Origin of the sequence: Vibrio sp. Vb0598 (assembly GCF_033338935.1) — a bacterium.
Classification (GTDB): Bacteria; Pseudomonadota; Gammaproteobacteria; order Enterobacterales; family Vibrionaceae; genus Vibrio; species Vibrio alginolyticus.
Map to the genome: position 1 here is coordinate 89,224 of NZ_JAWOTP010000006.1, position 23,846 is coordinate 113,069.

General features: G+C 43.6%; 25 protein-coding genes. 11 read left to right on the forward strand and 14 right to left on the reverse strand.

Annotated features, from left to right (window positions below):
• Positions 1-35: 35 nt before the first annotated feature.
• The 7 genes from R7Q38_RS08525 to R7Q38_RS08555 form a co-directional block, all read right to left on the reverse strand.
• The gene (locus tag R7Q38_RS08525; protein WP_239938409.1) at positions 36-1,106 is read right to left on the reverse strand and encodes a glycosyltransferase family 4 protein; all 1,071 of its coding nucleotides are present in this window, start codon (positions 1,104-1,106) and stop codon (positions 36-38) included.
• Complete coding sequence (locus R7Q38_RS08530; protein WP_239938408.1) at positions 1,081-2,607, reverse strand: sigma-54-dependent transcriptional regulator; 1,527 nt, start codon at positions 2,605-2,607, stop codon at positions 1,081-1,083. The genes R7Q38_RS08525 and R7Q38_RS08530 overlap by 26 nt, the downstream gene beginning before the upstream one ends.
• A gap of 308 nt (positions 2,608-2,915) precedes the next feature.
• Positions 2,916-3,296 (reverse strand): Hpt domain-containing protein, encoded by a 381-nt coding sequence (locus R7Q38_RS08535; RefSeq protein ID WP_239938407.1) that lies wholly within the window; start codon positions 3,294-3,296, stop codon positions 2,916-2,918.
• A gap of 11 nt (positions 3,297-3,307) precedes the next feature.
• Positions 3,308-3,994 (reverse strand): AAA family ATPase, encoded by a 687-nt coding sequence (locus R7Q38_RS08540; protein ID WP_005377635.1) that lies wholly within the window; start codon positions 3,992-3,994, stop codon positions 3,308-3,310.
• Positions 3,994-6,096 (reverse strand): SLBB domain-containing protein, encoded by a 2,103-nt coding sequence (locus R7Q38_RS08545; protein WP_318114190.1) that lies wholly within the window; start codon positions 6,094-6,096, stop codon positions 3,994-3,996. Before R7Q38_RS08545 ends, R7Q38_RS08540 begins: the two co-directional genes overlap by 1 nt.
• Entirely contained in the window at positions 6,093-6,959 is an 867-nt protein-coding gene (locus R7Q38_RS08550) for an OmpA family protein (protein ID WP_239938406.1), read from the reverse strand. The genes R7Q38_RS08545 and R7Q38_RS08550 overlap by 4 nt, the downstream gene beginning before the upstream one ends.
• Before the next feature lie 26 nt (positions 6,960-6,985).
• Entirely contained in the window at positions 6,986-7,306 is a 321-nt protein-coding gene (locus R7Q38_RS08555) for an STAS domain-containing protein (RefSeq protein WP_017634929.1), read from the reverse strand.
• A gap of 419 nt (positions 7,307-7,725) precedes the next feature.
• Between R7Q38_RS08555 and R7Q38_RS08560 the strand changes: the two genes are divergently transcribed.
• Positions 7,726-8,571 carry a DNA ligase gene (locus R7Q38_RS08560; protein WP_191116136.1) on the forward strand — a complete coding sequence of 282 codons (846 nt, stop codon included), beginning with the start codon at positions 7,726-7,728 and terminating at the stop codon, positions 8,569-8,571.
• A 15-nt stretch (positions 8,572-8,586) separates the two neighbouring features.
• Here R7Q38_RS08560 and R7Q38_RS08565 read toward each other — a convergent pair whose 3' ends face one another.
• A complete protein-coding gene (locus R7Q38_RS08565; RefSeq protein WP_239938405.1) occupies positions 8,587-9,585 on the reverse strand; it encodes a DUF3080 domain-containing protein in 999 nt (332 codons plus the stop codon).
• Between the two features lie 134 nt (positions 9,586-9,719).
• Positions 9,720-11,090 carry an MATE family efflux transporter gene (locus tag R7Q38_RS08570; RefSeq protein WP_151514769.1) on the reverse strand — a complete coding sequence of 457 codons (1,371 nt, stop codon included), beginning with the start codon at positions 11,088-11,090 and terminating at the stop codon, positions 9,720-9,722.
• Between the two features lie 392 nt (positions 11,091-11,482).
• Here R7Q38_RS08570 and R7Q38_RS08575 point away from each other — a divergent pair, with 392 nt between their 5' ends.
• Entirely contained in the window at positions 11,483-12,094 is a 612-nt protein-coding gene (locus R7Q38_RS08575) for a riboflavin synthase subunit alpha (RefSeq protein WP_205460947.1), read from the forward strand.
• A gap of 75 nt (positions 12,095-12,169) precedes the next feature.
• Here R7Q38_RS08575 and R7Q38_RS08580 read toward each other — a convergent pair whose 3' ends face one another.
• Together R7Q38_RS08580 and R7Q38_RS08585 are read right to left on the reverse strand one after the other, a co-directional pair.
• Positions 12,170-12,364: a CPXCG motif-containing cysteine-rich protein gene (locus R7Q38_RS08580; protein WP_017634925.1), complete on the reverse strand. Its 195-nt coding sequence runs from the start codon at positions 12,362-12,364 to the stop codon at positions 12,170-12,172.
• Between the two features lie 253 nt (positions 12,365-12,617).
• A complete protein-coding gene (locus tag R7Q38_RS08585; protein WP_005377623.1) occupies positions 12,618-13,484 on the reverse strand; it encodes a fructosamine kinase family protein in 867 nt (288 codons plus the stop codon).
• A gap of 224 nt (positions 13,485-13,708) precedes the next feature.
• On the opposite strand from R7Q38_RS08585, the gene R7Q38_RS08590 reads away from it, so the two are divergent.
• The 3 genes from R7Q38_RS08590 (at position 13,709) to R7Q38_RS08600 (ending at position 16,180) form a co-directional block, all read left to right on the forward strand.
• A complete protein-coding gene (locus R7Q38_RS08590; RefSeq protein ID WP_151514771.1) occupies positions 13,709-14,683 on the forward strand; it encodes a response regulator in 975 nt (324 codons plus the stop codon).
• The gene (locus tag R7Q38_RS08595) at positions 14,683-15,645 is read left to right on the forward strand and encodes a GGDEF domain-containing protein (protein ID WP_025766666.1); all 963 of its coding nucleotides are present in this window, start codon (positions 14,683-14,685) and stop codon (positions 15,643-15,645) included. The genes R7Q38_RS08590 and R7Q38_RS08595 overlap by 1 nt, the downstream gene beginning before the upstream one ends.
• Positions 15,646-15,835: 190 nt before the next feature.
• On the forward strand, positions 15,836-16,180 hold the full coding sequence (locus tag R7Q38_RS08600) for a DUF3802 family protein (RefSeq protein WP_005377620.1): 345 nt from the start codon (positions 15,836-15,838) through the stop codon (positions 16,178-16,180).
• Between the two features lie 45 nt (positions 16,181-16,225).
• Here R7Q38_RS08600 and R7Q38_RS08605 read toward each other — a convergent pair whose 3' ends face one another.
• Positions 16,226-16,720, reverse strand: coding sequence for an NlpC/P60 family protein (locus tag R7Q38_RS08605; RefSeq protein ID WP_064353906.1), 495 nt, complete (start codon positions 16,718-16,720; stop codon positions 16,226-16,228).
• A 134-nt stretch (positions 16,721-16,854) separates the two neighbouring features.
• Here R7Q38_RS08605 and R7Q38_RS08610 point away from each other — a divergent pair, with 134 nt between their 5' ends.
• From R7Q38_RS08610 to R7Q38_RS08625, 4 genes are all read left to right on the forward strand, one after another.
• Entirely contained in the window at positions 16,855-18,873 is a 2,019-nt protein-coding gene (locus R7Q38_RS08610) for a methyl-accepting chemotaxis protein (RefSeq protein WP_239938404.1), read from the forward strand.
• Between the two features lie 280 nt (positions 18,874-19,153).
• Positions 19,154-19,567, forward strand: a complete 414-nt coding sequence (locus tag R7Q38_RS08615) for an NUDIX hydrolase (protein ID WP_239938403.1) — start codon at positions 19,154-19,156, stop codon at positions 19,565-19,567.
• Positions 19,568-19,778: 211 nt separating this feature from the next.
• Entirely contained in the window at positions 19,779-20,159 is a 381-nt protein-coding gene (locus R7Q38_RS08620; protein ID WP_005377611.1) for a hypothetical protein, read from the forward strand.
• A 48-nt stretch (positions 20,160-20,207) separates the two neighbouring features.
• Positions 20,208-20,426: a hypothetical protein gene (locus R7Q38_RS08625; RefSeq protein WP_005389537.1), complete on the forward strand. Its 219-nt coding sequence runs from the start codon at positions 20,208-20,210 to the stop codon at positions 20,424-20,426.
• Between the two features lie 104 nt (positions 20,427-20,530).
• Here the strand turns inward: R7Q38_RS08625 and R7Q38_RS08630 are convergent, their stop codons facing one another.
• Positions 20,531-21,346 carry a sterol desaturase family protein gene (locus R7Q38_RS08630; protein ID WP_031781345.1) on the reverse strand — a complete coding sequence of 272 codons (816 nt, stop codon included), beginning with the start codon at positions 21,344-21,346 and terminating at the stop codon, positions 20,531-20,533.
• A 140-nt stretch (positions 21,347-21,486) separates the two neighbouring features.
• On the opposite strand from R7Q38_RS08630, the gene R7Q38_RS08635 reads away from it, so the two are divergent.
• Positions 21,487-22,236, forward strand: a complete 750-nt coding sequence (locus R7Q38_RS08635; RefSeq protein ID WP_005389532.1) for a tRNA-uridine aminocarboxypropyltransferase — start codon at positions 21,487-21,489, stop codon at positions 22,234-22,236.
• Positions 22,237-22,411: 175 nt separating this feature from the next.
• Entirely contained in the window at positions 22,412-23,320 is a 909-nt protein-coding gene (gene nagK / locus R7Q38_RS08640; RefSeq protein ID WP_005377586.1) for an N-acetylglucosamine kinase, read from the forward strand.
• 185 nt (positions 23,321-23,505) lie between these two features.
• Here nagK and R7Q38_RS08645 read toward each other — a convergent pair whose 3' ends face one another.
• On the reverse strand, positions 23,506-23,772 hold the full coding sequence (locus R7Q38_RS08645) for a DUF2960 domain-containing protein (RefSeq protein ID WP_005377584.1): 267 nt from the start codon (positions 23,770-23,772) through the stop codon (positions 23,506-23,508).
• Positions 23,773-23,846 lie beyond the last annotated feature (74 nt).

The window sequence follows — 23,846 nt, forward strand, 5'->3', positions numbered from 1 at the left end:
GAACTCATCATTCTCATATTGAGAACCAATATGGATTAGTGATCCGTTTCAATTTGATATTTTTGTAGCAATACGGGAATCACACTTTGCGCTGAGAAATCATCAATGATGGTTTGTCGAGCATTCTGGCGAATGAGTGATTGTTGCGCTTCACCAATCGACATCCAGTCATGAAGACATTTAGCAAGAGAGGGAATGTCTTCGACGATAAAACCATTTTTACCCGTTTGGATAATATCTGGAAGACGACCTACACGTAAGCTCATCACGGCAATGCCTCTCGACATGGCTTCAAGCGCCGCCATTGGAAGACCCTCATAACGAGAAGAGATAATAAGTACGCTGATATTTTCCCAAACACCTTCCATATCGGTTTGATGGCCGAAGAAAGTCACATTTTGAGGGGCAGTTTGATTAAGCGACTCTTTTTCTGGGCCATCACCGTACACACTAAACTGTAATGTTGGACAGAGCCTCGCTACCTCAATAAATTGATCGGCGCCTTTTTCCTGGCTCAATCGGCCGACAAAAGCGATCTCCTGATAGTTGAGTTGACTGTTGGGAATCGAAACAAAGTTATTCAGCAGTTCTGAAGAACAAAAAACTTTGCGCTGAATACTTGGACTGACAGCAAAGCAATAGTCAGATAGGCTGCCTGAGCTTCTATCAAGCCAATCGTATAGCCATAGCTTCCCTGAGGACGATTCACCAGCATGATAAGTTGAAATCAAACGAGGAAACGTACGGGTGAGCAGTTTGGCGCAGCGCGACAAAATCGACGCTTTATAACCATGGGAGTGAACCACTGAGGGTTGGTGATTGGCGACGGCGCTTGTTAGGTGTTTAATTTTTAAAGCTTTATTGGGCTCGCCAGACAAATAGTTTAAGTAACTCACAGGGATCGCGACTTCTTTTGCCTTCTGTACAATCTGAGCGGCTGGCGAATACTCAGTGGTTAGCACAACTCGAGCTTTGTTTCCAAAGGCGATTAATCCCCGAGCTAGCTCGATAACGTGACTTTCAATGCCACCGAATAGACGGCTATCAAGCAAGATCCAAATTTCACCAATGGCAGGTTTATCAAGATTGTTCGAGATTAATTTCATCCGCTTCCCACGCTTGTTTTTTTCGGTAAACCGTAGATGGGCTTAACTCCAGCATGACAGCGGCGTTGAGGACGTTGCCATCACAGTACGCAATTGCGTTTTGAATTGCTTCACGCTCTACTTGCCACATAGGGCGAATGGTTCCATCAGAGTTAAAGTACGGTGAGGTAGCAGCAGAGGACGGTGTACCAGGCTGCTCCGCTGCGCTAATCGACGGTTCGACCGCAGAAGGTGAAGGTTCCTCAGTATAAACAGGTGGTGGTGTGATTGGTGCAATGTTTGCTGACTCTTGAGCAACATGCGCAGGTGTCGTTGTTTTCGTCACTTTAGACTTTTTAGTGAGTTGAGCGGGTAGGTGGCTCACCGTGACTTTTTCGTCGTTATTAAGCACCACAATGTTACGTATGATGTTTTGTAGTTGCCTTACATTACCCGGCCATTCGTAATGCTTGATGATATGTTGAGCTTCGCTGTCGATTGTTGAGAATTTCTTTTTGTCCTGTTTGGCGTAAGTGGTCAAGAAGTGCTTGGCAAGCGTGACGATGTCACTTCCTCGTTCACGTAATGGGGGCATATCGATAGGTATAACGTGCACACGGTAGTATAAGTCTTCACGAAAACGACCTTCTTCTACTTCTGTTAATGGATCTCGGTTAGTGGCACAAATGATTCTCACATCCACTTTCATTTCTCGAGTGCCACCAAGAGGGGTGTAAGTGCCCGTTTGTAGAAAGCGGAGCAACTTCTTTTGCATCTCAAGTTCCATTTCACACAGCTCATCAAGAAAAAGCGTGCCACCATGTGCCAGCGTCGCCGCACCTTTTCGATCTGTTGTTGCTCCAGTAAAGGCCCCTTTAACGTGACCAAAAATCTCACTTTCCATCAAATCTCGTGGAATAGCCCCACAGTTAATTGCAATAAAAGGCTTGTCTTTACGGTCGCTCTGGCGGTGGACGGCTTCAGCACAAACTTCTTTACCTGTGCCGCTTTCTCCCACAATAAACACACTGGCAGAAGTTGGCGCAACAGCATCAATGGTCTTGTATACCGCCTGCATCGGGAGGCTTGAACCGATGAATCCGTGATAGTTGTGGCGATCAAACTTGGACTGAATATTTTCCACCAAATCTTCCAATTTGGCGCGTTTGAGGTGCAATGCGACTGATGTTTTTAGGCGATCAGCGTTTATGGGCTTTTCTAAGAAATCTTCCGCACCTTTTTGAATTAGATTAACGGCTAAGTCGACGCTGCCGTGTGCCGTAGCAATAATAACGGACGTAGGAATGTCATTCTGGTTGATCCAATCCAACACGTCTTCGCCAGACATGTCGGGCAGTTTCAAATCGAGAATGATGAGCTGAGGTTTGCTTCTTTCAATAAATTGAATCGCGTCGCGACCTGTCTCGACATGAAAAATGTCATAAGGTTCGTCTTTCACATACTGCTTATAAAGTATGGCTAGTGAAGTAGAGTCCTCTACCAGTAATACCCTTGGTCTCATAGTCCCATCCCAACGTAGTTTGTTTCATTTTTTATGATTTTTGTCAGCACTACTATTTGGCATTATGAGTGGTTTATAGCTCTCTAGTGCTGAAAATTCTCAATTTGAGAAAAGCGTTATTTAAGTATTAGCACAAGGTAGGAAATTTGCGAAAAATCCATACTTTTTAATTGATTAAGTTATACCCAAATAATTTCAAGGTGTGTGGCTTGGCGAGGGTGACTGAATTTGGAGCCTAAATTTCTGAGATGATGTCGGCATCGCGCTTTATCAAACGCGATGCTTCGCTAGGGAGTAAGACACTGATACTACTCAAACCCTTGAGCTTTTCGCTTTTCTAACGCATCAAACGATTCATTGGCGAGTTGAGGAAGTGTTTCACAAAGCTCCAATGCTTTTGGTATTTTTCCTTCGACACAGTACTTCTCAATCATTCTTGCTTGTCTTGAAAGCGTTCGATTGCCTAGAGCGAGAGCAGAACTGCCCAGTGTGTGAACCTCGAACTCTAATGTTTGAAGATCTTTTGTGCTTAATGCTTGCTCTATTTTCTCCATGCGATCGCGTGACTCTTCGACATAGTGATCAATCAAGGTAGGGATGATTTCGGCGCACGTATCTTTGATCATTTGCTGAAGAATATGCTCATCCACTAATTCTTGCTCGATAGTCAATGTGTTATTTATCCTCATAATAGCGCTCCCTATAACATAAACAGTTCGCTTTTTTTAATTTGCTGAGACAGTTTTTCTTTCCACTTTTTTGGTAAGAAACGCAGCTTGGAAACTTGGCGGATTAACTCATCTTTCAGGCTTGGAGTGTGCTTCATGTTCAGTACAGAACCAATCAAGTTCGCATCGCTAGCATCGAGTAGCTTTTTGGCTTGCTCGAGCTGGGTTGCAGTCGTAGAGCCATAATGCGCTACTAACAAAGTAGCATCACATACGCCAGCAATCACTTGAGGCGCAATATTGCTTCGGTTGACACTAAGAAGTGGTGATGTATCTATCACGACGCGCTCGTACTGCGTTAACCATTGTGCAATGTTTTGTTTCAGCGTTGTTGGGTCTCGGTACGCTAACTGAGTACTGGCGAGAGATGGAGCTGGGAGGCCGACTAAAGTTTGATGTGTATTCTCTCGTGTGATCAAATGGCCAACCTTCTCGTCATCATCAAATTCGTGAACAGTGTGATAAGCGGGTTTGAATAAGTTAAGGTCTACATACAAAGTATTGTGGCCTGCTAAAACCAAGCGCTCTGCAAGAGATGACGCCACGGAAGTGACACCATCTTCAGATTTACAACCCACAACACAAATCGTTTTGTGGCCTTTCTGTTCGCTCTGAAGATAAATTTGCTCAATCTCAGCGTGAGTTGCAGGAATAGTCATTACAACGCTCCTATTAACACGATGGTTGTGGTGATTTGTAAAATATCTCTCAATCCGGCCCTCGCTTTTTCAACAAAGCTTTCGTCTTTATGGGGAATGTAAATTGTGTCGCCTGCGCGAATGACTGGCAGCTCATAAATGTTGGCTGTTTTACTAAAGTTCACCAAATCAAATGTTCGGGCTTGGCCTTGGCAGCAAGACATATTGACCACACTGATCTTTTCAAGGTAGGCATTGTCAGTTGGTCCTCCTGCTTCCGCTAACAGATCAAGCACAGTCATGTTGTCATTGAATACGTATCGCCCCGGGTCTCTTACTTCACCTAATACGCGTACCGTGGACTCTTTTGAACGATCTAACCAGTTTTTGTTTTTTTCTGGAATGTAAATGGTATCACCGGGACGAACGCGGGGCAGAATTGACTCATCGCCTGTTTCAAAGTACATCGATAAATTCAATTTACTCACTTTGGCATAACCTAGGCCTCGGTGTGTGACACGGATGTTGTGAATATCTGCATCCATTGTCGGTCCATCGGCGGCAGACAAAATATCCAGAAAATGCATATCTTCGGTGAAACGATAGCGCCCAGGTGCATTGATTTGCCCGAAAACGTATATCGATGCGTCAGAGCTTTGGCTTACCCATTGCGACTTATTATCGGATGGGTCGTCAGGCAATGCATGTACCCTTACGACTGTACCAGCGGAAACTTGAGGTAGGCTTGATGTTGGTGAGCCATCCAGAATGTATTGGTCTAAGTCAAATTGTGTCATTTGACCGTTATTGGCGACTTCAATTTTGGTGGTATCAGCTCGTCGAGTTGGGCCTCCAACGTGTGCAAGCAGATCAATCAAATCCATTTCGTCTGACCACTCGATGCGTCCAGGGCGAACAACTTCTCCCATCACTGCGACCGCTCGACTAGGTGCTACTTTTAACCAAGACTTCTCATTGAAATCGGTTTTCTCCGGCACGAAAATCGCATCTCCTGGTCCAACATTTGGTGGTCTGGCTGAAGATAGTCCTTCTGTATGCGCGGTAAGATCGAATTTGATGACTTTGCCATCGGCTTTTATAACGCGAATTTGGCGAGATTCTGCGTAGCGAGTGGGCCCGCCAGCGTTGGCGAGGATATCCATGAAGCTAGCGCCTTGCTTGCCTTCGTATGCCCCAGGATGGGCGACTTCACCCATCACGTAAACCACATTTGCACCTGCTTTGATTTCTTCTTCCTGTTTTGGGACAAAGATGGTGGCACCTGGCAGGATCTCTGGCAGTAGGCTTTGGTCTCCAGTATCAAGGTACTTTTTCAGGTTAAACATGGTTGGGTTATTGTTTGTTATCACGCGAATTTGTTCAACACTGGCATATCGTGTCACGCCGCCAGCTCGCATTACGACATCAACTAGCGTGGTGTTTGGCTTGTATGAGAACGAGCCAGGTGCGTTGACTTCACCAAAGACTTTGATTGCACGAGCGGAATCTGCGCTGTCACCTGAATTCGCGAGTTTTGCTGCATCAAACTCTTGCTCAATATTCCCTACGAGTGGGGAAGCGGGGACAAATAAGACATCCAGTGATTCTAGTTTTGGCAGCTGGCTATTGTCCCCCGTATCAAGGAAGCGTTTGTAGTCAAATTCAATGTTTTTATTTCCACGTTTCACGATCATTTTATCAAGCTGAGCCCCTGCGCGCAGGCCGCCAGCTTCGTACACAAACATTTGAATGTTGGACCCAGAAGGTAAGGTATATTCACCGGGTTTGACCACGTAGCCTTGAACGGACACTAACAACTGTTGCTGTTTAATAAAAACTCGAGCGTTGTTAACGTCACGATACACGGTCTTTAGCCTGTCGATAATCACGTCTTGGAGTTGTTGTTCATTGTAGCCGGCCACTAATACAGGGCCGACTTCTGGTAAATTAATTCGTCCACGACGATCAACCTGAAACCCTTGGTTTAACGACGCCTCTCCAGGTAAGTTAATCTGTATTAAATCACCGACCTTAACAGTATTGCTCTCATCCGCTATGGAAGAAGGTACCCACGCGACCAGACACAACAACATTAAGAGGATAAATGGTTTCATCGTGTTCATAGCGCGCCTCCTGCCGTTGGGTTTCGGTTTGTTGAGGTATCGCTATCTGAATTAGGGCTAATAACCTCGATGCTTACTCGACGATTAGTTAAACGCACGGCGGATGTTTCACCTTCATAGAGTGGCAGGTTATCTCCGACAGATTTGGTAGTGACTCTCTCTGAAGTGATACCAAATACGGTTAGGTAACGCTTTACTTGTTCTGCACGCGCTTGAGCAAGTTTCTGGTTGTAATCGGGTGTTCCAGTTGCATCCGCATGCCCCGTTACTACAAGAGATAGGTTAGGGTGGTCACGTAAAATGTAGGCTGCTTCTGCCAAATGTCCCATGTACTTCGGGTTGATTTCTGCTGAATCGACAGCAAACTGGTTGTCGATATTAAGTAGTGCATAGATATCCGACACTATGTTTAGGTCGCTACGTAGTGCTTCAATATCATCGGGCGGTGTGCAAGTGGTTTGGCTCAGTACGTAGTCGAGTTGTTGTTCGAGCTGGTTTAAGCGTCGACGCTGAATCACAAGGTCGTTGGCAGCGTCGAGTAAAAGCCCACCTTCTAACTCGCGCGCAATTCTATTTTGTTTTTCAAGGGCCTGAACAACTGCCGCAGGAAAACACCAGCGCGCGCCCTCTTGGATTAGTGCGTCTAGATGTAACTTGGTCAGTTGCCAATCAAACCTTAACCCATGTTCTGGACCTAAAGGCTCGTCAGGCATCACTGGGGAAAACTGATAATTCTCGATCGAGATATCTTGATAGCTTTCCGCCAAGCCACCTTTCCCGTGTTCTGGGTAGTCAAACGACGAACAACCAAACATGCCGACAACAAGACCGCTTACTGCATATCGTCGTATAAGATTTACCATGCCAACCTCCGTTTAAACCGGTATTTTTAGTGTCCTTTTGAGTTAACGGGAATGGCATGGTTGATACGAAGCAAGCTCATGATTTCTAAAGGTTGGCCTGATACGTTTTCAATACTCATGCTTCTTTCACGTTCAACTAGACGCTTATATAAGTAAACAATGGCACCAATCCCTGAAGAATCAAGAAATTGGACGTGCTGTAGGTTAATTTCGACTTCTTTGTGATGATTGTTGTGAATTACTTCATCAATGTGATGTTGTGCTTGTCGACAGCCACTTGCGTCTAAGTCACCAAAAAACTCAATGGCTAACTTGTCTTGATTGATTTCTAGTTTGCGTAATTCCATGACTCTGTCTCCGTTTGTTTTTCTAATTGGATATAGAGCAGGTAACGTGCCAATTTGAAATTAATTAAAAATCAAATAGTTAAATATTGTTAATGATATTGTTCAATTTGAGAAAGGACTGATTCTCAAATTGAGAATCAAAAACGCACACAGAAATGGTTTGCTTATAAGAGGTGTTGAGCCGAAAGAAGTCGTTAGAGCGGGGGCATCATAATTAGATTCCACCTCGATTGACGAACCATCCGCCTTACGTGAATAACGTGTAACGACTAAATGCAAAACCTGTCATAAAGTTTATGATTATCTTTGCAAATTATTACTAATGTTGATTGTTATGAGTCGAAGAATAACTAGTAATAAATAGGTCATCGAGAGGACTTACGTTTCAATAAAGGCGATTTTTTGTACAAGGTCTTCTTATGCCATTAAAAATGACATTAATTGCGTTGGCTGTTATGGCTGCGTCTTCACAGCCTCAAGCGGATACTTCTCTCGCACCACCAGTTTCTCTTGCACAAAGCTATCAGGATGGCATTGATGTGTCTGAATATTGGTATAGCGAAAAACTTGATGGTGTTCGCGCTTATTGGACTGGGCAACATCTCGTGACGAGAAATGGTAATCGAATCTACGCCCCAGATTGGTTTACAGGACCTTTGCCTGATTATCCGTTGGACGGTGAACTTTGGGCTGGGAGAGGTAACTTCCATCTTGTTCAGCAAACGGTATTAGATAAAACTCCTGTAGAGTCTGCTTGGCGACATATCGACTTTATGATCTTTGATATGCCATATTCCGCTGGTGATTATCGGAAGCGTTATTACAACATCAAAGCCTTAGTGCTTGAAGTCGACCAGCCTCATATCAAATATGTCGAGCACCGAGCCATTCAAAATGAAGCTCATCTGTTTACACAGTTGGATAAAATTTCAATATCCGACGGTGAAGGGGTGATGTTGCGGAAGGTATCAAGCCGCTATCAGGCTGGACGCGGTAGTGATTTGCTTAAACTAAAACGATACGCAGATGATGAAGCGTTAGTTGTGGGTTATAAGCCAGGAACAGGGCGCTTATTAGGTATGATGGGAGCAATGTTAGTTCGCTTACCAAATGGCATTGAGTTTTACATCGGTAGCGGATTTACCGATGAAGTGCGTCGCCAGCCTCCGAAAATTGGTTCAACCATTACATTTAGATATAACGGTTTTACACATACTGGTAAACCGCGTTTTGCTCGATTCTTGCGTGAAAGGTTGAAGGAATAGAACGCTCTGCACTTACTAGTTGCCAACGGTTACGCCACATCGTTTGAAGAGATCCTGCCAAAACTGAACGTGGTTTAGGGTTTCTTGCCTAAATGTCCTATGTGCCTCAATGATGCCATACTGGTGACCATGGAGTTGCATACGGTTCTCCACCAAAGTGGCACCATCATTAAGTTGTTGATAGGTACTGTCTAAATAAGCCAAATAAGGTTGCACTTCTTCAACGTAAATGGATTGAAAGACATTTCTTAAGTAGCGGAACTGAGTGGTGTCTCTGTTCGGCCCGCACAATACATTGCTCTGGTTCTGCTCAAGTAGCTGAGTTGTCGCTTTTAACCAAAGGGATGTATTTACCATTGAATAGTAAAGTCGTCCGAGTAAACGAGATTTCTCTAACTCTTCTTGATATTGCGTAACTTCCACATCGGGTAGACGTGAGACGGCGCGGTGGGGTAAATCATACATTTCGCTGAAAATACGATAGACATCGTTAATGCGTGCAATATCATTCGTCGTATTTTGAGATAGCCAATCAGAGGCAGTTAGTTGCTTTTGCATGGCGTCACTTACGAGTAGTAAGTTGTCGAGATGAATGTCTAAATGTTGCCACTTGGTTGCGTAAAGCTCTGCCAATGTCGCGCGTTCTTCATCGCTAAGTGGAAATTCGGATAAACATCGATTCATGACTCTTAAAAGGGCAGTTTGATAATCAAAATCATGAAAGGCATCCTGCACCTTTCCAAGTTGTGAGTTTTTCTCGGCAAGTAAATTAAAGAGTCCGCACTGTCGTAATTGATAGCTCTCTAGCAGGCCAATAGATAGCCTTGGCAATGGCTCGAACAAAACGCGTTTCGCAGGAATCGTTACCGTAGACTGTAGTGTTATTGGAATAGCAGGAACGTCCAATACATTGGCTACACGTTGATGATACTTATCAAACATGGCGTTCTCTGGATTGAACCAGTTATCACAACCATTAAGAATCAAGATTAAGAACAATAAAATAGACCGCACAAATATCCTTTTTTCTAACTTCGTATCCGTTGTCTAGAGAGCAAAATCAACCGCTTTGTAATCTTGTTATAAGTATACTCAACCGTGTGATTATTCGATCAAAAAAGCCAGCGGATGCTGGCCTTTTTTACTTTTTATTGAACTGAAAAGTTCAATTGCACTTCTGGCTCTTGGCGATGCATCCAACGCATTCTGACGCCTAACATAAAGGCCGCAGAAGATAGGCCGATGATAAAACCAAGCCAGAAGCCTTGTGCTCCCATTGGCTCAACAATCCAGTCTGTACGGCCAAGGACGTAACCAATTGGCAAGCCAAGAATCCAATAAGCAATAAAAGTACGGTTGAAGATGGCTCGCATGTCTTTATAGCCGCGTAATGCACCAGCTGCGATCACTTGAACCGCATCCGTACATTGATAAACAGCGGCAAACACGAGCAGGTGCATCGCTAGAGTGATTACCTCTGGGTTGCTAGTATAAAGCTCGGCGATCCACTCGCGAGACAAGACGGTTAAAATCGCTGTGAGAACGGACAAAGCTAGACCAACTATAATGCCGACTCGTGACGCTACGCGCGCGCCATCGACGTTTTCTTCACCAAGTCGATGGCCGACACGAATGCTTACTGCTGCACCAATACTCATTGGTAGCATAAATACCAACGAGGAGAAGTTAATCGCGACTTGATGCGCTGCCACAATGATAGGACCCAGTGGTGAAACGAGCAGCGCAACGACAGCAAACAGTGTCACTTCAAAAAACAGCGCTGCTGCAACAGGAAAGCCGAGTTTGAATAGACGAACTTGCGCTTTCCATTGTGGGCGGTGCCATTCTCCAAATAGATTGATGCTTTTCAATCGCTCTGATGTCATCACATACAGCAATAGCATGGCAAACATGACCCAGTAAACAATCGTGGTTGCTACACCACAGCCAACACCGCCTAATTCAGGTGCACCAAACTTGCCGTACACGAAAATCCAGTTTAGAGGAATGTTGAGCAGCAAACCGATAAAGCCAATCACCATTGCCGGCTTCGTCAATGACATACCATCCGTAAAGCTTCTAAGCGTTTGGAAAAGTAAAAAAGCGGGTACTGCTAATATAACGGCATGAATGTATCCCACCGTTTTTTCTGCCATCAGTGCTTCAACATCCATCAGCCCGAGAATAAACTGGGTTTGAAGCAGGACTGCAATTATCGGCACACTGATCAGCAATGCCAAAACGACGCCTTGCTGAATTTCAAACGGGATTTTCACTCGACGACCAGAGCCATTTAACTGTGCGACAACAGGGACCAATGCCATTAATAAACCCACCCCAAACAAAATGGATGGTAGCCAAATACTTGAAGCGACAGAAACCGCAGCCATGTCGGTGGCGCTAACGCCGCCAGCCATTACGGTATCAACAAACCCCATACCAGTTTGAGCGACAGATGCGATCAATACCGGGGTCGCCAATTTGATAAGACTTGATGCTTCTTCTTTATAGCGATGCACGAAAAATACTCCAGAGCGGAACAATAAGTTGAAAGAATGAGAGTACTCGAGGGCAAAAGATGTGGTGAACGGATCTGATGGTTGATTTTAGTCACGATAAGGTGAAAAAATGCCTCGGAGAAACTCCGCGCAAATGATAAACAATTGTATGTTTATATTCCATAGCTAGGTAGTGAATAGTCGATAACACTGACTGGACGCTCTCTACGCTAAGGATACGCTTTTACTGAGAACAGCAGCGAATCATGGTAATGTTGAAACATGCATGAGAACAAACCAGTGTTCATTGAGCCATGGCTTTATCGTCTGCGGTCTTTATTTCCGGCCCGTAGCGCAGTGTTTAGGGCTTAGTCTTCGACTACAGTTGGTATTAAATCAATAGGTAAAAAGAAATGTTTACAGGAATAGTTCAGGGTACGGCGAAGGTCGTTAAAATTGATAAAAAAGAACGCTTTCAAACGCACGTTGTCGAGTTAAGCGATGAACTTTGTAAAGGGTTAGAAATTGGTGCATCCGTTGCACACAACGGATGTTGTCTAACTGTGACTAAGATCGAAGGCAACCTTATCAGTTTTGATTTAATGCAAGCGACATTGGCTCTTACTAATTTAGGTCGGCTGGTGGAAGGGGATAGCGTAAACATTGAGCGCGCGGCTAAGTTTGGTGACGAAATAGGCGGGCATAGCATGTCTGGTCATATTAGTTTAACGGCAGATATTGTCGATATCATCGATACGCCCAATAACCGCACGATTTGGTTCCAACTGCCGCAAGAATCAATGAAATATGTATTAGCGAAAGGTTACATCGGTTTAGATGGTTGCTCGCTAACTATTGGTGAAGTTGAAACGTGTCGTTTTTCAGTACATCTAATTCCAGAAACCTTGCAGCGAACGCTTTTCGGAGTGAGACAAGTAGGGGAGCGCGTTAATATTGAGTTTGATCCTCAGACTCAAGCAATTGTTGATACTGTTGAGCGCGTTCTTGCAGCAAAACAGCTTTAGAATGAGAAAAAGGAGCCTAGTGCTCCTTTTTCATTTAAGCGTTTTTATATTTCTGATGTTCACATGCTCGAGCTGCTATTCGTAATTGTCATCGATAAATAGTTCGACCTTATCTTGTAACTCATCCACTCGCATATTTAGGTGGATAGCGTGGCAACAAGCTGGGCAATCATCATAAAACTCTTGGTCACCATTACTTGCATCCAATGTAATGCCGATAGAGTGTCCGCAATGCGGGCACTTTACATACCTTTCGGTATAATTTTTCATACAACAACTCCTAATCTCGCAGGGCTTTTAAACACACTATTCATCAAGGAAGCACAGCCCTTTACTTACTTTGCCTACAAGGAAAATAGGCACAATCCAAAGTTAAGTCTCCTTTGATATTAGGTCGAGTTGTTGCTAATTGAGTCGAAATAAGTACAAAACTTGACCCCAAACTCAACCTTGAGCTTAGGGTGATTTTCTGTAGTGATGTGCCTCGAGATTTTACATCTTGAAATATGCAGTGGCTTCCAAATTAATAAGAAATGATTTTATTAATAACCAGTTGAGCCTGTTCCAAGTAATGGCCGCCAAACAAATTACAATGGTTGAGAACATGGTAAAGGTTATAGATATCTTTACGTTCCTCATAGCTTGAAGAAAGTGGCATAACCGATTCGTAGCCTTGATAAAATTCTGGTTGAAATCCACCAAAAAGCTCTGTCATCGCAATATCACACTCCCTGTCCCCCCAATAGCACGCAGGATCGTAACAGATAGGACCGAATGCAGTGAGTGCCGCATTTCCATTCCATAAATCGCCATGCAACAAAGAAGGTTCCGGAGCATGGTTTGCTAGCCGCTGTTTTACGACATCGATAAAGTCATCGATATCAACCAAGGTGACGCCTTTTTCTTTAAGGAGCTGTAATTGCCAACCTATGCGTTGCTCAGCAAAGAATACACACCATTTCTTGTGCCATTTGTTGGGCTGTAGAGTCGAACCGAGATAGTTGTCGGTATCAAAACCAAACTCTTTTTGCTCGCCCCACTGGTGTAGGTGAGCTAATTGTTGCCCAAATTTAAAGCTGTTGGGACCATCTTCTAATGGTTTCGTTGGAAGGTAGTTAAGAATTAGGAATGAGGCATTTTTGGTTTTACCAACCAATACCACCTCAGGTACAAATAGGGTGGATGTTTCACGCAAAAGATGCAGGCTTTCAGCTTCTACCTCAAACTTAGACAAAAACTCGCGATCGTTAATTTTCACAAAATAACGTTGCTCACCATCATTGATCATGTAGCTTTCACTGATATCCCCACCAGACAGCCTTACTTTTTCCGTGATCTGGTAATCGAACAATAAAGTATCAGAAAGCTGTTGCGATATTGCTTGCCACATACAAAACCTCGCGAATCTATTTGACCACCAATAGTTTAGGATAAATAGCAGGGAGTTGGCGTTATGTTGAGCATACTTAGTAAAGAAACCTTCCTCTTAGTGTAGTCAATTTGTATAAATGTGAATCAAATCGCTTATAAGCCTCTGATTTGTTGGCTTAGCATATGGAGATGAGCGTTTACAACAGGTATTATGATTTTTTTGACGTTAGTTCCATTGGTGGCATGAAAATACTGATATGTGATGACTCAGCTGTTGCAAGAAAGCTTATTGCGCGTTCTATCGTACAAGATACATCATTGCATCTTATTGAAGCGCAAGATGGTTATGAGGCGCTTAATATTCTTGCTGAGCAAAATATCGATATTTTGTTTCTCGATTTAACGATGCCCATAATGGATGGTTTTGAGGTCCTCGAATCATTACCTGTTAGTCAGTACGCGACCAAAATCGTCATTATTTCTGGAGATGTTCAACAAGAGGCAAAACAGCGCTGTCTCGATCTTGGTGCTCAAGCTTTTATCGCTAAGCCTCTGACAGAAGAGCAGGTGCTCCCACTATACGAACAATTAGGGCTGCATTATGCGTTCAAACCTAGTCATTCGGTTGATTCTAAAAGCCAGGGTTGCGAAGAGCTTTCCTTACTAGCCAAATTCCGTGAAATTGCGAACATTGCCCTTGGTAAAGGGGCTGCGATTATGGCCGACCATTTACATGAGTTCATCCAACTTCCTGTTCCTCATGTTGGACCTTTGTCCTACGGCGAGCTTCATATGACACTGGTTGATGTGGTTGGGCGTGACAGTTCCGTTGCGGTAGCGCAGAGGTTTGTCGGTGGTGGTATTCACGGAGAGGCACTGGTGTGTTTACGTGGTAGGGATATCAATCAGATTGGGGAAAAATTAGGTTATCTCCTTGAGTTTACGCCTCATAATGAAATCATCTTGAATATTTCTAACCTACTGGTTTCGTCATTTCTCACATCGTTGGGCGATCAACTCGACAAGCAATTCTCACTTCGTCAGCCAGGCATTGTGGATACCTTAACACCTTATTGTGAAGAGCAAGGCGAGTTGGGTGAGCTCTTTACTATCGAATACACCTACATGGCAGAAGCGCTCGATTTCGAGTGCGAGGTACTGTTTTTAATTGATAAGCCATCCGTAGAAATAATCTATGAAATCATGGAGCTAATCTAATGTCCGATATCACGCTGGACATAGCAGACTTTCATTGGGTCACACAAATTCTCGATACGATGGATTCAGGGCTTATTGTTTTGGATCAAGAGTATAAAGTGTGTGTGTGGAACAGTTTTATGCAGTCATACAGTGGCGTTCTATCACAAGAAATTCTTGGTGAATGTTTATTTGAGCATTTTGAAGAGCTGCCAAGAACTTGGCTAGAAACCAAGATAAAAGCTGCCGCCGATCTGGAAACTCGTTCTTTTTCTAGCTGGGAAAACCGACCGTACCTTTTTAAGTTCAACAACTTTTCTCCGGTTTCAAACAGCAGTGATTTTATGTATCAAGATATCGTGATCACGCCGTTAATTGGGCTTTCAGGAGAGGTCAGCCACATAGCGATTCAAGTCAATGATGTTTCTGAAACTGCGAGAAATCGCATTCATTTGAAAGAAACAAATCAACATTTGTCGGAAATCAGTCGCAAAGATGGTTTAACAGGTTTATTTAATCGCGCTTATTGGGAGCAATCATTGAAAGATGAGTTTGCTCACTTAAAAGTTATCGACGGACCATGCTCATTAGTAATATTCGATATCGACCACTTTAAGAAGGTGAATGATACTTATGGTCACCCGACAGGGGACGAAGTCATTCGTCGAACCTCTGCCTTGTTGAGAAAAACAGCAAGGAGCAGTGACATCTGCGGTCGTTTTGGTGGTGAAGAGTTTACGGTACTACTTCCTCACACAAACCAGGAGCAAGCTTGCTATTTCGCAGAGCGTTTGCGCAAAAGAATTGAGCAAGAGATCGTGAAAGTGGAAGATTTTTTGATTAATTACACAATAAGTATTGGTGTTTGCGAGTATAAGCCTTATTTTGAAACTCACACTCAATGGTTAAAGAGTGCCGATGCTGCGCTGTATCGTGCAAAAGAAAATGGTCGTAACCAAACCTGTTTGCATGAAAATGACTGAAATATAAAAAGGTTTGAAGAAACCCTGCATCCGAATTCAGTGAAGCAAAGCTCAATTGTTTGAAAATCATCCAGTTGGTTCGTGAATGTTTGTTAATATGAAATAAGTTAATGAAATTTTCTCGGCATGTCTTACTATTGAAACTATTCTGCTTTCAGCTTCGAAGGCTTGCAATAAACGGAGAAAAACAGTGGTTTTAGAAACCGATGGATATCTCGCTCTTATCGAGCACTTGTCTCTAAATCTAGATATTTTTACGACCGAAATTGGCGACACTGGATCCGAAAGCATCGAAGATGTTGTCACCGATATGGTGGCTTCAAACATCATGGCGATTTTTGAGCAAAATCCAGAACTTCACTCGAGCGTACGCTTCAAATTGTTGAAAGAGGCTGATGCAGTTGTTGAAGATCTTGGTGAGATATTGGCTGGGGTATGGCATAAAAAAGCGACCAATGAACAGATCACGTTCCTTGATGAATACATCGCTCTGGTCAAAAATCTGTTCGATAATGCTGTTGCGACTTACGACTGATATTGTTTTAACTTACAGCAATGTCCGGTTAAAGAGTGAGAGGAGTTACATTGTAACTCTTCTTATTTGCCAAAACTTAGATGCCCAGTATGGGTTGTCGATTCTTGAAATAATCACACCTCTAGACGTCGATGCATGCATGAACTGCTTGTTACCCAAGTAAATTCCGACATGATAAGTTGTACGTCTTGTTTTAAAAAACACTAGATCCCCTTGCTTGGCATCCGTCCAACTTAACTCCACACCTTGCTTTGATTGCTGCTTCGTTGTCCTTGGTAACGAGAGCTGATAAGCCTCAATAAACGCTTTTTGTACAAATGCTGAGCAATCAATTCCAGATTTCTGTGTCCCGCCTAAGCGATAAGGCGTGCCGTGCCACTCTGTGTAAAAGTCGAACAAGTCAGGGTTGTCCGACAATAGCTGATTTGTAGGTGTTGTCACCTGTGCTTGCTTACTAGGCTCAGGCCCAGAAGAGCAGGCGCCTATTAGCACACTGATTATCAAAGGAAAATATACTCGACGCAAATCACCACCTGTCATCTCTATGACTCACAACTGAAATATTAGTGTCATAACCAATCCATAGTATGGGATGCAAATCACGGTTTTGTCTCACAAATGTGACGGAATCACTGCAGAACCGATTCAACCTTAAGAAAGAATAAAAATTGATTATGGCAAAGCGAAAACGCTCACGCACATCACTTTCACTGATTCAGGCTGTCAGTGCAACATTTTTAACTATCATTGCTCTTGTTATAGCCCTTTCTGTCTCAAGTTTCAAAGGAATGGAACAGGTAGGGGAACAATTTGAAGACTTGTCGCAAAAAGCATTACCCATCGCGATGGCAAACGCAAAGTTAACCAGGAATGTATTGGAGATGGTTAAGCTACTCAACCATGGTATGCAGATTACTGAGCCGAAAGAGTTGCCTCTCATAAAAGAGCAAATCGACTCTCTTGCAACTCAAAGCACAACTTTGGTTGTGGAAGCGTCTGGTGTAGCTCAGCAACTCTCGGAGGAGTTAGACACCAAACTAGCGCGTTTACATAACATCACGCAGTCCATTTTGTTGAAGCAATCTTCGGTGATACAAATTCAAATCGATATTGATGCCGCTGTTGGTGGGTTTCGCTATGGGCTTAGCTCTATCGGTCCGGAAATGAATCGAATCAGTTCGTTCCTTAGTGCCGATAATCCTGAGTCGAGCGATGCCGCTAACCGTTTCATTGCTTCTGCGAGCTCAATGGAAAGTACGTTCTTAGTCATGATGATGCACTCAGAATTAAACAAAGCCGAAAAAGAATACCGAGAAATGCGAAATCGCATAGCAGGTATTAAACTCGCCTATGAAGACTTCCAATCTTTCCATCCTGAAGTAAGTGAATATGCAAGCTTAACCGCACCATATGAGATGGTGAAACAAGGCTTTAGTGAAAAGGGCGTGCTGCGTTTGATCCTCGCCAAACTAGAACAAGGGGAATTGCAACGTTCAGAGTTTAAACAGGCTTCGATGCTTGCGGATGAAACCATGCGGTTACTTGATCAAATCTCCCAAACCGCTGGTCAGTTGATCGATGAAAAGGAGCGGGTGGTCAACGAGACCATTGAATCGGTGAGCGTTGTGCTCGTGTTTGCGGCGTGTGTGATTTCTTTTATTATTCTGGTTACTTGGTTTAGCCTAAAGTCATGGACAAACCGAGGGTTAAGGAATGTACTAACGCGTCTTTCAGCACTTACCGAACATGATTTTCGTGACAAGGCAGAAGAAGTCGGCCCCTATGAGCTGAAGGAAGTAGCACGAAAGTTGAATCAAGTAATCGATTCCACACACGACTCCATTCAAACGGTGACACGCAATTGTGAAACGCTTTATCAGACGGCAGAAGTAAGTCACAGTGCAGCCGAACAAACAAGTGATGGGTTGGCAACACAAAATGAAGCGTTGTCGAGTATGATCACGACCATAACGCAGCTTGAAGCCTCTATTCGTGAAATAGCAATGGTGACTAATGCATCTTCACAGGACTCGCTCCTTGCAACCCAACACACTGAAAAAGGGGTTCAAGTCGTGGAACAAAACCGCGAACGTTTGGAGTCATTAGAAAGCTCTTTGGATGTAAATGAACAGTCAATGTTAGAGCTAGACCAGCGTGTTAAACAGATTCGTGAAATGGTGGATATGATCAGTGGGATCGCGGACAACACCAACTTACTTGCTCTCAACGCAGCAATAGAAGCTGCCCGTGCTGGTGAGCAAGGGCGTGGATTTGCGGTTGTCGCTGATGAAGTTCGCAAACTTGCAAGTGATACCTCTCAACAAACTACGAACATCCGAGAAATGATGAGCGAGCTTATTACTGCCGCAGAGCGTTCGCGCCAAGCAGTTAATGATTCAAGAGAAGAAATGACCCACGCGCTACAGTCCAGCAATGAAGTGAAATCGACATTTTCTGATATCAACCTCGCGGTTAAGCACATTCAAGAACGTGTTGAGCAAATCTCAGTTGCTACAGAAGAACAAGAACGAGCGACGGCAGATGTATCTCAATCCATCACGCATATTTCTGATCTTGGCGAACGCACAAAGCTGCAGCTTGAGTCTATGGTTGAGAGTTCTGAGCAAGTGGCGGAAATTGCCGGGCACCAGCAAGCAATGCTGCACAAGTATGAGCTTCATCAGACCGAGTAAATGAGATGTTTCCACCGACTAAAAGCAGAACCTCGGTTCTGCTTTTTTGTTACGGCTACCCATTCAATGGCTCCTATTTACATTGCAAGAGTGAGTTAAATCTCATCTCGTTCATTTCTAAAGGGTTTAGTTATCACAACGTGATGTTAATGCTTTGTTCGAGGGACTCGTTGACTAGAATGTCGTCAGAATTCAAAGGAATGAATCATGCAACTTCACTCGATTTCTTTATATCCAGAGAAAGCTAAAGCCTTTTGCTTGAAGCATAAGGAGTGGTTTTGTGATCGATAAAGTTTGCCCCGTTGTTCTACGTAATCAAAATCAAGAGATCCTACTTTTTAAACATCCGTTGGCGGGTGTTCAGCTCGTCAAGGGCACTGTTGAAGTGTTTGATGAAAGTTACATCATAGCAGCCAAGCGGGAGCTCGCTGAGGAGTCTGGTATCACACATGTTCGTTCCGCACGATATTTATGCTCATGGGACAGTGGCTTTCAAAATCAAGTATGGCATTTTGTTTTGTGTGAGTGTGCTGGCCTCGCTAATTCATGGCTGTTTCATACGCAAGACGATGGCGGACATGATTTTGCGTTCTTCTGGCACGATGCCGAGAGCGGCCTTCCCGCGAATGCACATACTGTGTTTCAGCGCGGGCTGGAAAAGGTACGAGAGTTGATAAACCAAGGCGTGATTTAAAGGAGGATTCTGTCATTGCATTGGCGGATTTGGGCGAAACGCCACAGCAAACACTATGCTTCTACTAGAAGCAAATAAGGAAGGTAGAGCAGACGTTACTGTTCTCATCGTGTTGATAATGGCACTGTCGATCTCAAAAATGGCGATGAGATTACAAATGTTTAAGTGACTTCTATATGCTTTGCTCATTCATTCAGATAAGGAAACGGTAATGGATAAATTCGTCGTGTTTCTCTTATGCCTTTTTATGACAGTTGGCGGAGTGGTTCATCTTTATGACAACATTGTTGGTGGCTTTTTACCTTACGATTTTGCGCCACGCTGGTTGAATATGTATTGGAGCGCTTTGGGACTATTGGACTTATTAGCAGCGTATCTATTGGTCAAGCATCGCCGCTCTGGCCTAGTCGTTATGTTATTGATTCTTATAACCAATGTTATCTTTAGTTCGCACGCTCACTATACATTAGAAATATTAGATAACAACGTCGCCCTACAAATGAAGACACTGTTTTTAGGGTTCTCATTTGGGGTATCTATCTGGTTATGGAATGCGCGAAAACATAGTCAATCGCGCCAAATATTTCGTTAATTATTATTTTCACAACACTCGATTAAGGATTGTAAACAGGGACTCGTTATGAACGATTTTAAAGACTTGGCCAGTTTTGCTGGTTTCAGCGTACTGACAGGTTTGAGCTTTGCCACCACTTTCTTCAGCCTTGCTTTTCTATACAGCTCAATAGAAGCACAGCAAGTAATGAACACCAATGCTTTGGCATGTGCAGTGCTTGGTGTTGTTGGTTTATTTGTTGGTATTACTCAGCTAAACAAAAAGCGTCAGCTAGCAGAAAACTAATCTGTTCTTACACATCATGAGGATGAAGTAGTGTTTAACAGGGGTTTAGGCTTGGTCTATTCGTTTTGTTGACATACTTCATCCAACAATATTTTTTTCAACCATTACTTCTTCTCTTTATTGTAGCGAAAGGGCTGCGTTAAAAGCTTATCTAATCTTTGCTCTTCTTCGTCTCTAATTTCTGGCACACCAATAACAACATCATCATGACCCAACTTAGGCTGAGCTCGGTATGTCCCAAAAAAGCGGTCCCAAACTGAAAGGAAAAAACCAAAGTTTGAGTGGGTCTCTTTTACTATCACTGAATGGTGTACGCGATGCATGTCTGGTGTAACGATGACGTTTCGCAGTTTTTGGTCTATGGATAAAGCCAGTTTTGCATTACTGTGATTAAACATCGCGCTCGCATTAAGCACAATTTCAAATACCACAATTCCGATAGGTGAAACACCTAAGATAAACACGGCTGCAATTTTTACTCCCATTGAAATGATTATTTCGAAGGGATGAAAGCGTGCGCCTGTAGTGACGTCTATGTCGAGATCGGCGTGATGCATTCGGTGAATCTTCCACAGCGGCTTTACATGATGAAAGACAACATGCTGAGCGTAAATGACGAAATCAAGCAAAATGACGGTTAGAAAAATATTTAACCAAGCGGGGAGGGACAGAATATTCAGCAGCCCCCACTGTTGCTCCTGAGCTATGACCGCAGCTTGAAAGGCGGCGATAGGCATGATTAAAGCAATAACTAGGCTGTTAAAAGCGACCAATGACAAGTTATTGACCCAGCGAAACCTGCGCGAAGCGGTCAGTGTTTTTCTAGGCAATTTGTTTTCCCAAATGGCACAAAGCAATAATACGCCAAGGAAAAAGCCTAATCTGAGCCATGAGGGTTCTTGAAATGTCGTTTCTGTCACTGTCATTCCCTTATTTATTTCTTTATCTATGACCGAGATAAGAGTGAAATTATTTCAACACACTGCTGATGGGCTTATCTTGAGGCGAAGCCATAATATCAGTAGAATCGCGCTCTACTTTTTACTTGGCATTACTTACCATGAGAATTCACGCTTTCCACCGTTTATATCAGTACCGACAATCTATCTCAACCAAGCCTTTCAACGCGCGTGGATGTAAAGTGGTTCGTTGCCAATATTGCCAGGTTTCTGAGCAACACTGTTTGTGCGACCTTCAGCCAAACATCAAGGCCAATATTGCATGTATGTTGATTGTTTCTGAAAACGAAGTGTTTAAGCCAAGTAATACCGGTCGTCTAATCGCTGATACGATTCAAGAGACTTACGTGTATCAATGGAACCGAACAGAACCGTCTGAAGAGATGCTAGCGCTACTACAGGATGACAGTTATCAACCGGTGATTGTATTTCCTGCAGACTATGTGGATGATCCCTCTCGTTTAATTGAAGATCTAGAGCCAGGGCGATTGGTAAAAGAAGATGTCGAGAACAAAAAATGGTTGCTGATCTTTATTGATGGTAGCTGGCGTGAGGCACGAAAGATATTCCGTCGTTCTGATTTTCTTAAATCTTTGCCTGTGCTTTCCATTGAGCCGGAATCTCTGTCTGAATACATCATGCGCCGCTCCGAGAATGATCAGCATCTTTCAACCGCCGAAGTCGCGACATTAGTTTTAAAACAAGCTGGTGAGCCTAAAGCTGCGGAATGCCTTCAATTGTGGTTTGAAGCCTTCAGAGAAACTTACATGCTGAGCAAGACTCGAGTCAAAAGCGACCCTAACCAGCCACACTTGAAACGTTTCAAAGAGTGGATGAAAACCGAGAGCTGACTCTAAGGAATGAGCTTTTGTTGATGGTATGTTGTTCAACTGGCTTCGGTGAGGGGATAAATCTGCATTCGGTCACGGTTTGCAGGCGTACAGATATGGATAATGCCATCAGTTTATACTTTTGACTCTAGCCATTTTTGAGAGTCGTTTGAAGCATTTTTTAGGAGAGAAATACATGTATTACGGCTTTGATGTCGGTGGCACTAAAATTGAATTTGGTGCATTTAACGAGAAGCTTGAGCGTGTAGCGACGGAACGTGTACCTACACCAACAGACAACTACGAGCTGCTGGTTGATACCATTGCTGAATTGGTGAATAAATACGATACAGAGTTTGGCTGTGAAGGTACGATTGGTCTTGGCCTACCAGGTATGGAAGACGCCGATGATGCAACGGTACTAACAGTTAACGTTCCTGCGGCAAAAGGCAAACCACTTCGTGCTGATCTAGAAGCTAAAATCGGTCGCAGCGTAAAAATTGAAAACGATGCAAACTGTTTCGCGCTTTCTGAAGCCTGGGATGAAGATCTTCAAGATGAACCATCTGTACTAGGTTTGATCCTTGGTACTGGTTTTGGTGGCGGCTTTATCTACGAAGGCAAAGTATTCTCTGGCCGCAACCACGTAGCGGGTGAGGTGGGTCACACACGTCTTCCTATCGACGCATGGTTCCACCTAGGCGAAAACGCACCATTACTGGGTTGTGGCTGTGGCAACAAAGGCTGTTTAGATAGTTACCTATCTGGTCGTGGTTTCGAGCTTCTTTACGCGCATTACTACGGCGAAGAGAAGAAAGCGATCGACATTATTAAAGCGCACGCAGAGGGTGAGGAGAAAGCAGTAGAGCACGTCGAGCGCTTTATGGAGCTGCTAGCGATCTGCTTTGCAAACCTGTTTACTGCAACAGACCCACACACCGTTGTACTTGGTGGCGGCTTATCTAACTTCGAATTGATTTACGAAGAGATGCCAAAACGCATCCCTAAACACTTATTGTCTGTGGCTAAGTGTCCTAAGATCATCAAAGCAAAACACGGTGATTCAGGTGGTGTACGCGGCGCTGCGTTCTTAAACATCAAGTAATGACTTAAACCTTACTCGATATAAAGTAAGAAGAAATTTAAAGCCCCGTTTAGACTTTCAAGGTTAAACGGGGCTTTTACTTATATACCTAAGTAATTTCGGTATGCTCGGGTATAGATCATGAACAAAAGTAGCATGCATAAAAAACTCACGACGAATCGTGAGTTTTCTGTTTGCAGCTAAGCTTATTTGTTCTTTTTGCCTACGCCCAGGTTTTCTTTTTGAGCTAGGGTGATTTTGCTAAAGCCTAATTTTCTGAAGTAGTTGTCGCGGTAGTTTCGCACCGCTTTAGTGTCAGACACTGCTTCGATTTGTTGCTCCATCTTTAGGAACTCAGTGATATCGATACCTTCGGCTTCTGCAACTGCTTCTTGAATGTTGCGGTGCTGCTGGTATGAGAACGTCAGTTCTTTGTCTTGGTCTTTGTAAGTGTAAAGAATGGTGCGAGCCATAGCTGTCTCTCTGAAAAGGTTTCTGTATTAAACAAAAAGGCCAGACTCGCTGACCTTTGAATTTCTAGTTTGAG

Bases quoted from the DNA above. Each gene is read 5' to 3' on its own strand.
- R7Q38_RS08580 (WP_017634925.1), bottom strand. From the start codon at position 12,364: ATGAAAAATTATACCGAAAGGTATGTAAAGTGCCCGCATTGCGGACAC.
- R7Q38_RS08620 (WP_005377611.1), top strand. From the start codon at position 19,779: ATGGATAAATTCGTCGTGTTTCTCTTATGCCTTTTTATGACAGTTGGC.
- R7Q38_RS08540 (WP_005377635.1), bottom strand. From the start codon at position 3,994: ATGACTATTCCTGCAACTCACGCTGAGATTGAGCAAATTTATCTTCAG.
- R7Q38_RS08590 (WP_151514771.1), top strand. From the start codon at position 13,709: ATGAAAATACTGATATGTGATGACTCAGCTGTTGCAAGAAAGCTTATT.
- R7Q38_RS08625 (WP_005389537.1), top strand. From the start codon at position 20,208: ATGAACGATTTTAAAGACTTGGCCAGTTTTGCTGGTTTCAGCGTACTG.
- R7Q38_RS08525 (WP_239938409.1), bottom strand. From the start codon at position 1,106: ATGAAATTAATCTCGAACAATCTTGATAAACCTGCCATTGGTGAAATT.
- R7Q38_RS08635 (WP_005389532.1), top strand. From the start codon at position 21,487: ATGAGAATTCACGCTTTCCACCGTTTATATCAGTACCGACAATCTATC.
- R7Q38_RS08555 (WP_017634929.1), bottom strand. From the start codon at position 7,306: ATGGAATTACGCAAACTAGAAATCAATCAAGACAAGTTAGCCATTGAG.
- nagK (WP_005377586.1), top strand. From the start codon at position 22,412: ATGTATTACGGCTTTGATGTCGGTGGCACTAAAATTGAATTTGGTGCA.
- R7Q38_RS08560 (WP_191116136.1), top strand. From the start codon at position 7,726: ATGCCATTAAAAATGACATTAATTGCGTTGGCTGTTATGGCTGCGTCT.
- R7Q38_RS08645 (WP_005377584.1), bottom strand. From the start codon at position 23,772: ATGGCTCGCACCATTCTTTACACTTACAAAGACCAAGACAAAGAACTG.
- R7Q38_RS08530 (WP_239938408.1), bottom strand. From the start codon at position 2,607: ATGAGACCAAGGGTATTACTGGTAGAGGACTCTACTTCACTAGCCATA.
- R7Q38_RS08605 (WP_064353906.1), bottom strand. From the start codon at position 16,720: ATGACAGGTGGTGATTTGCGTCGAGTATATTTTCCTTTGATAATCAGT.
- R7Q38_RS08610 (WP_239938404.1), top strand. From the start codon at position 16,855: ATGGCAAAGCGAAAACGCTCACGCACATCACTTTCACTGATTCAGGCT.
- R7Q38_RS08575 (WP_205460947.1), top strand. From the start codon at position 11,483: ATGTTTACAGGAATAGTTCAGGGTACGGCGAAGGTCGTTAAAATTGAT.
- R7Q38_RS08535 (WP_239938407.1), bottom strand. From the start codon at position 3,296: ATGAGGATAAATAACACATTGACTATCGAGCAAGAATTAGTGGATGAG.
- R7Q38_RS08595 (WP_025766666.1), top strand. From the start codon at position 14,683: ATGTCCGATATCACGCTGGACATAGCAGACTTTCATTGGGTCACACAA.
- R7Q38_RS08585 (WP_005377623.1), bottom strand. From the start codon at position 13,484: ATGTGGCAAGCAATATCGCAACAGCTTTCTGATACTTTATTGTTCGAT.
- R7Q38_RS08545 (WP_318114190.1), bottom strand. From the start codon at position 6,096: ATGAACACGATGAAACCATTTATCCTCTTAATGTTGTTGTGTCTGGTC.
- R7Q38_RS08550 (WP_239938406.1), bottom strand. From the start codon at position 6,959: ATGGTAAATCTTATACGACGATATGCAGTAAGCGGTCTTGTTGTCGGC.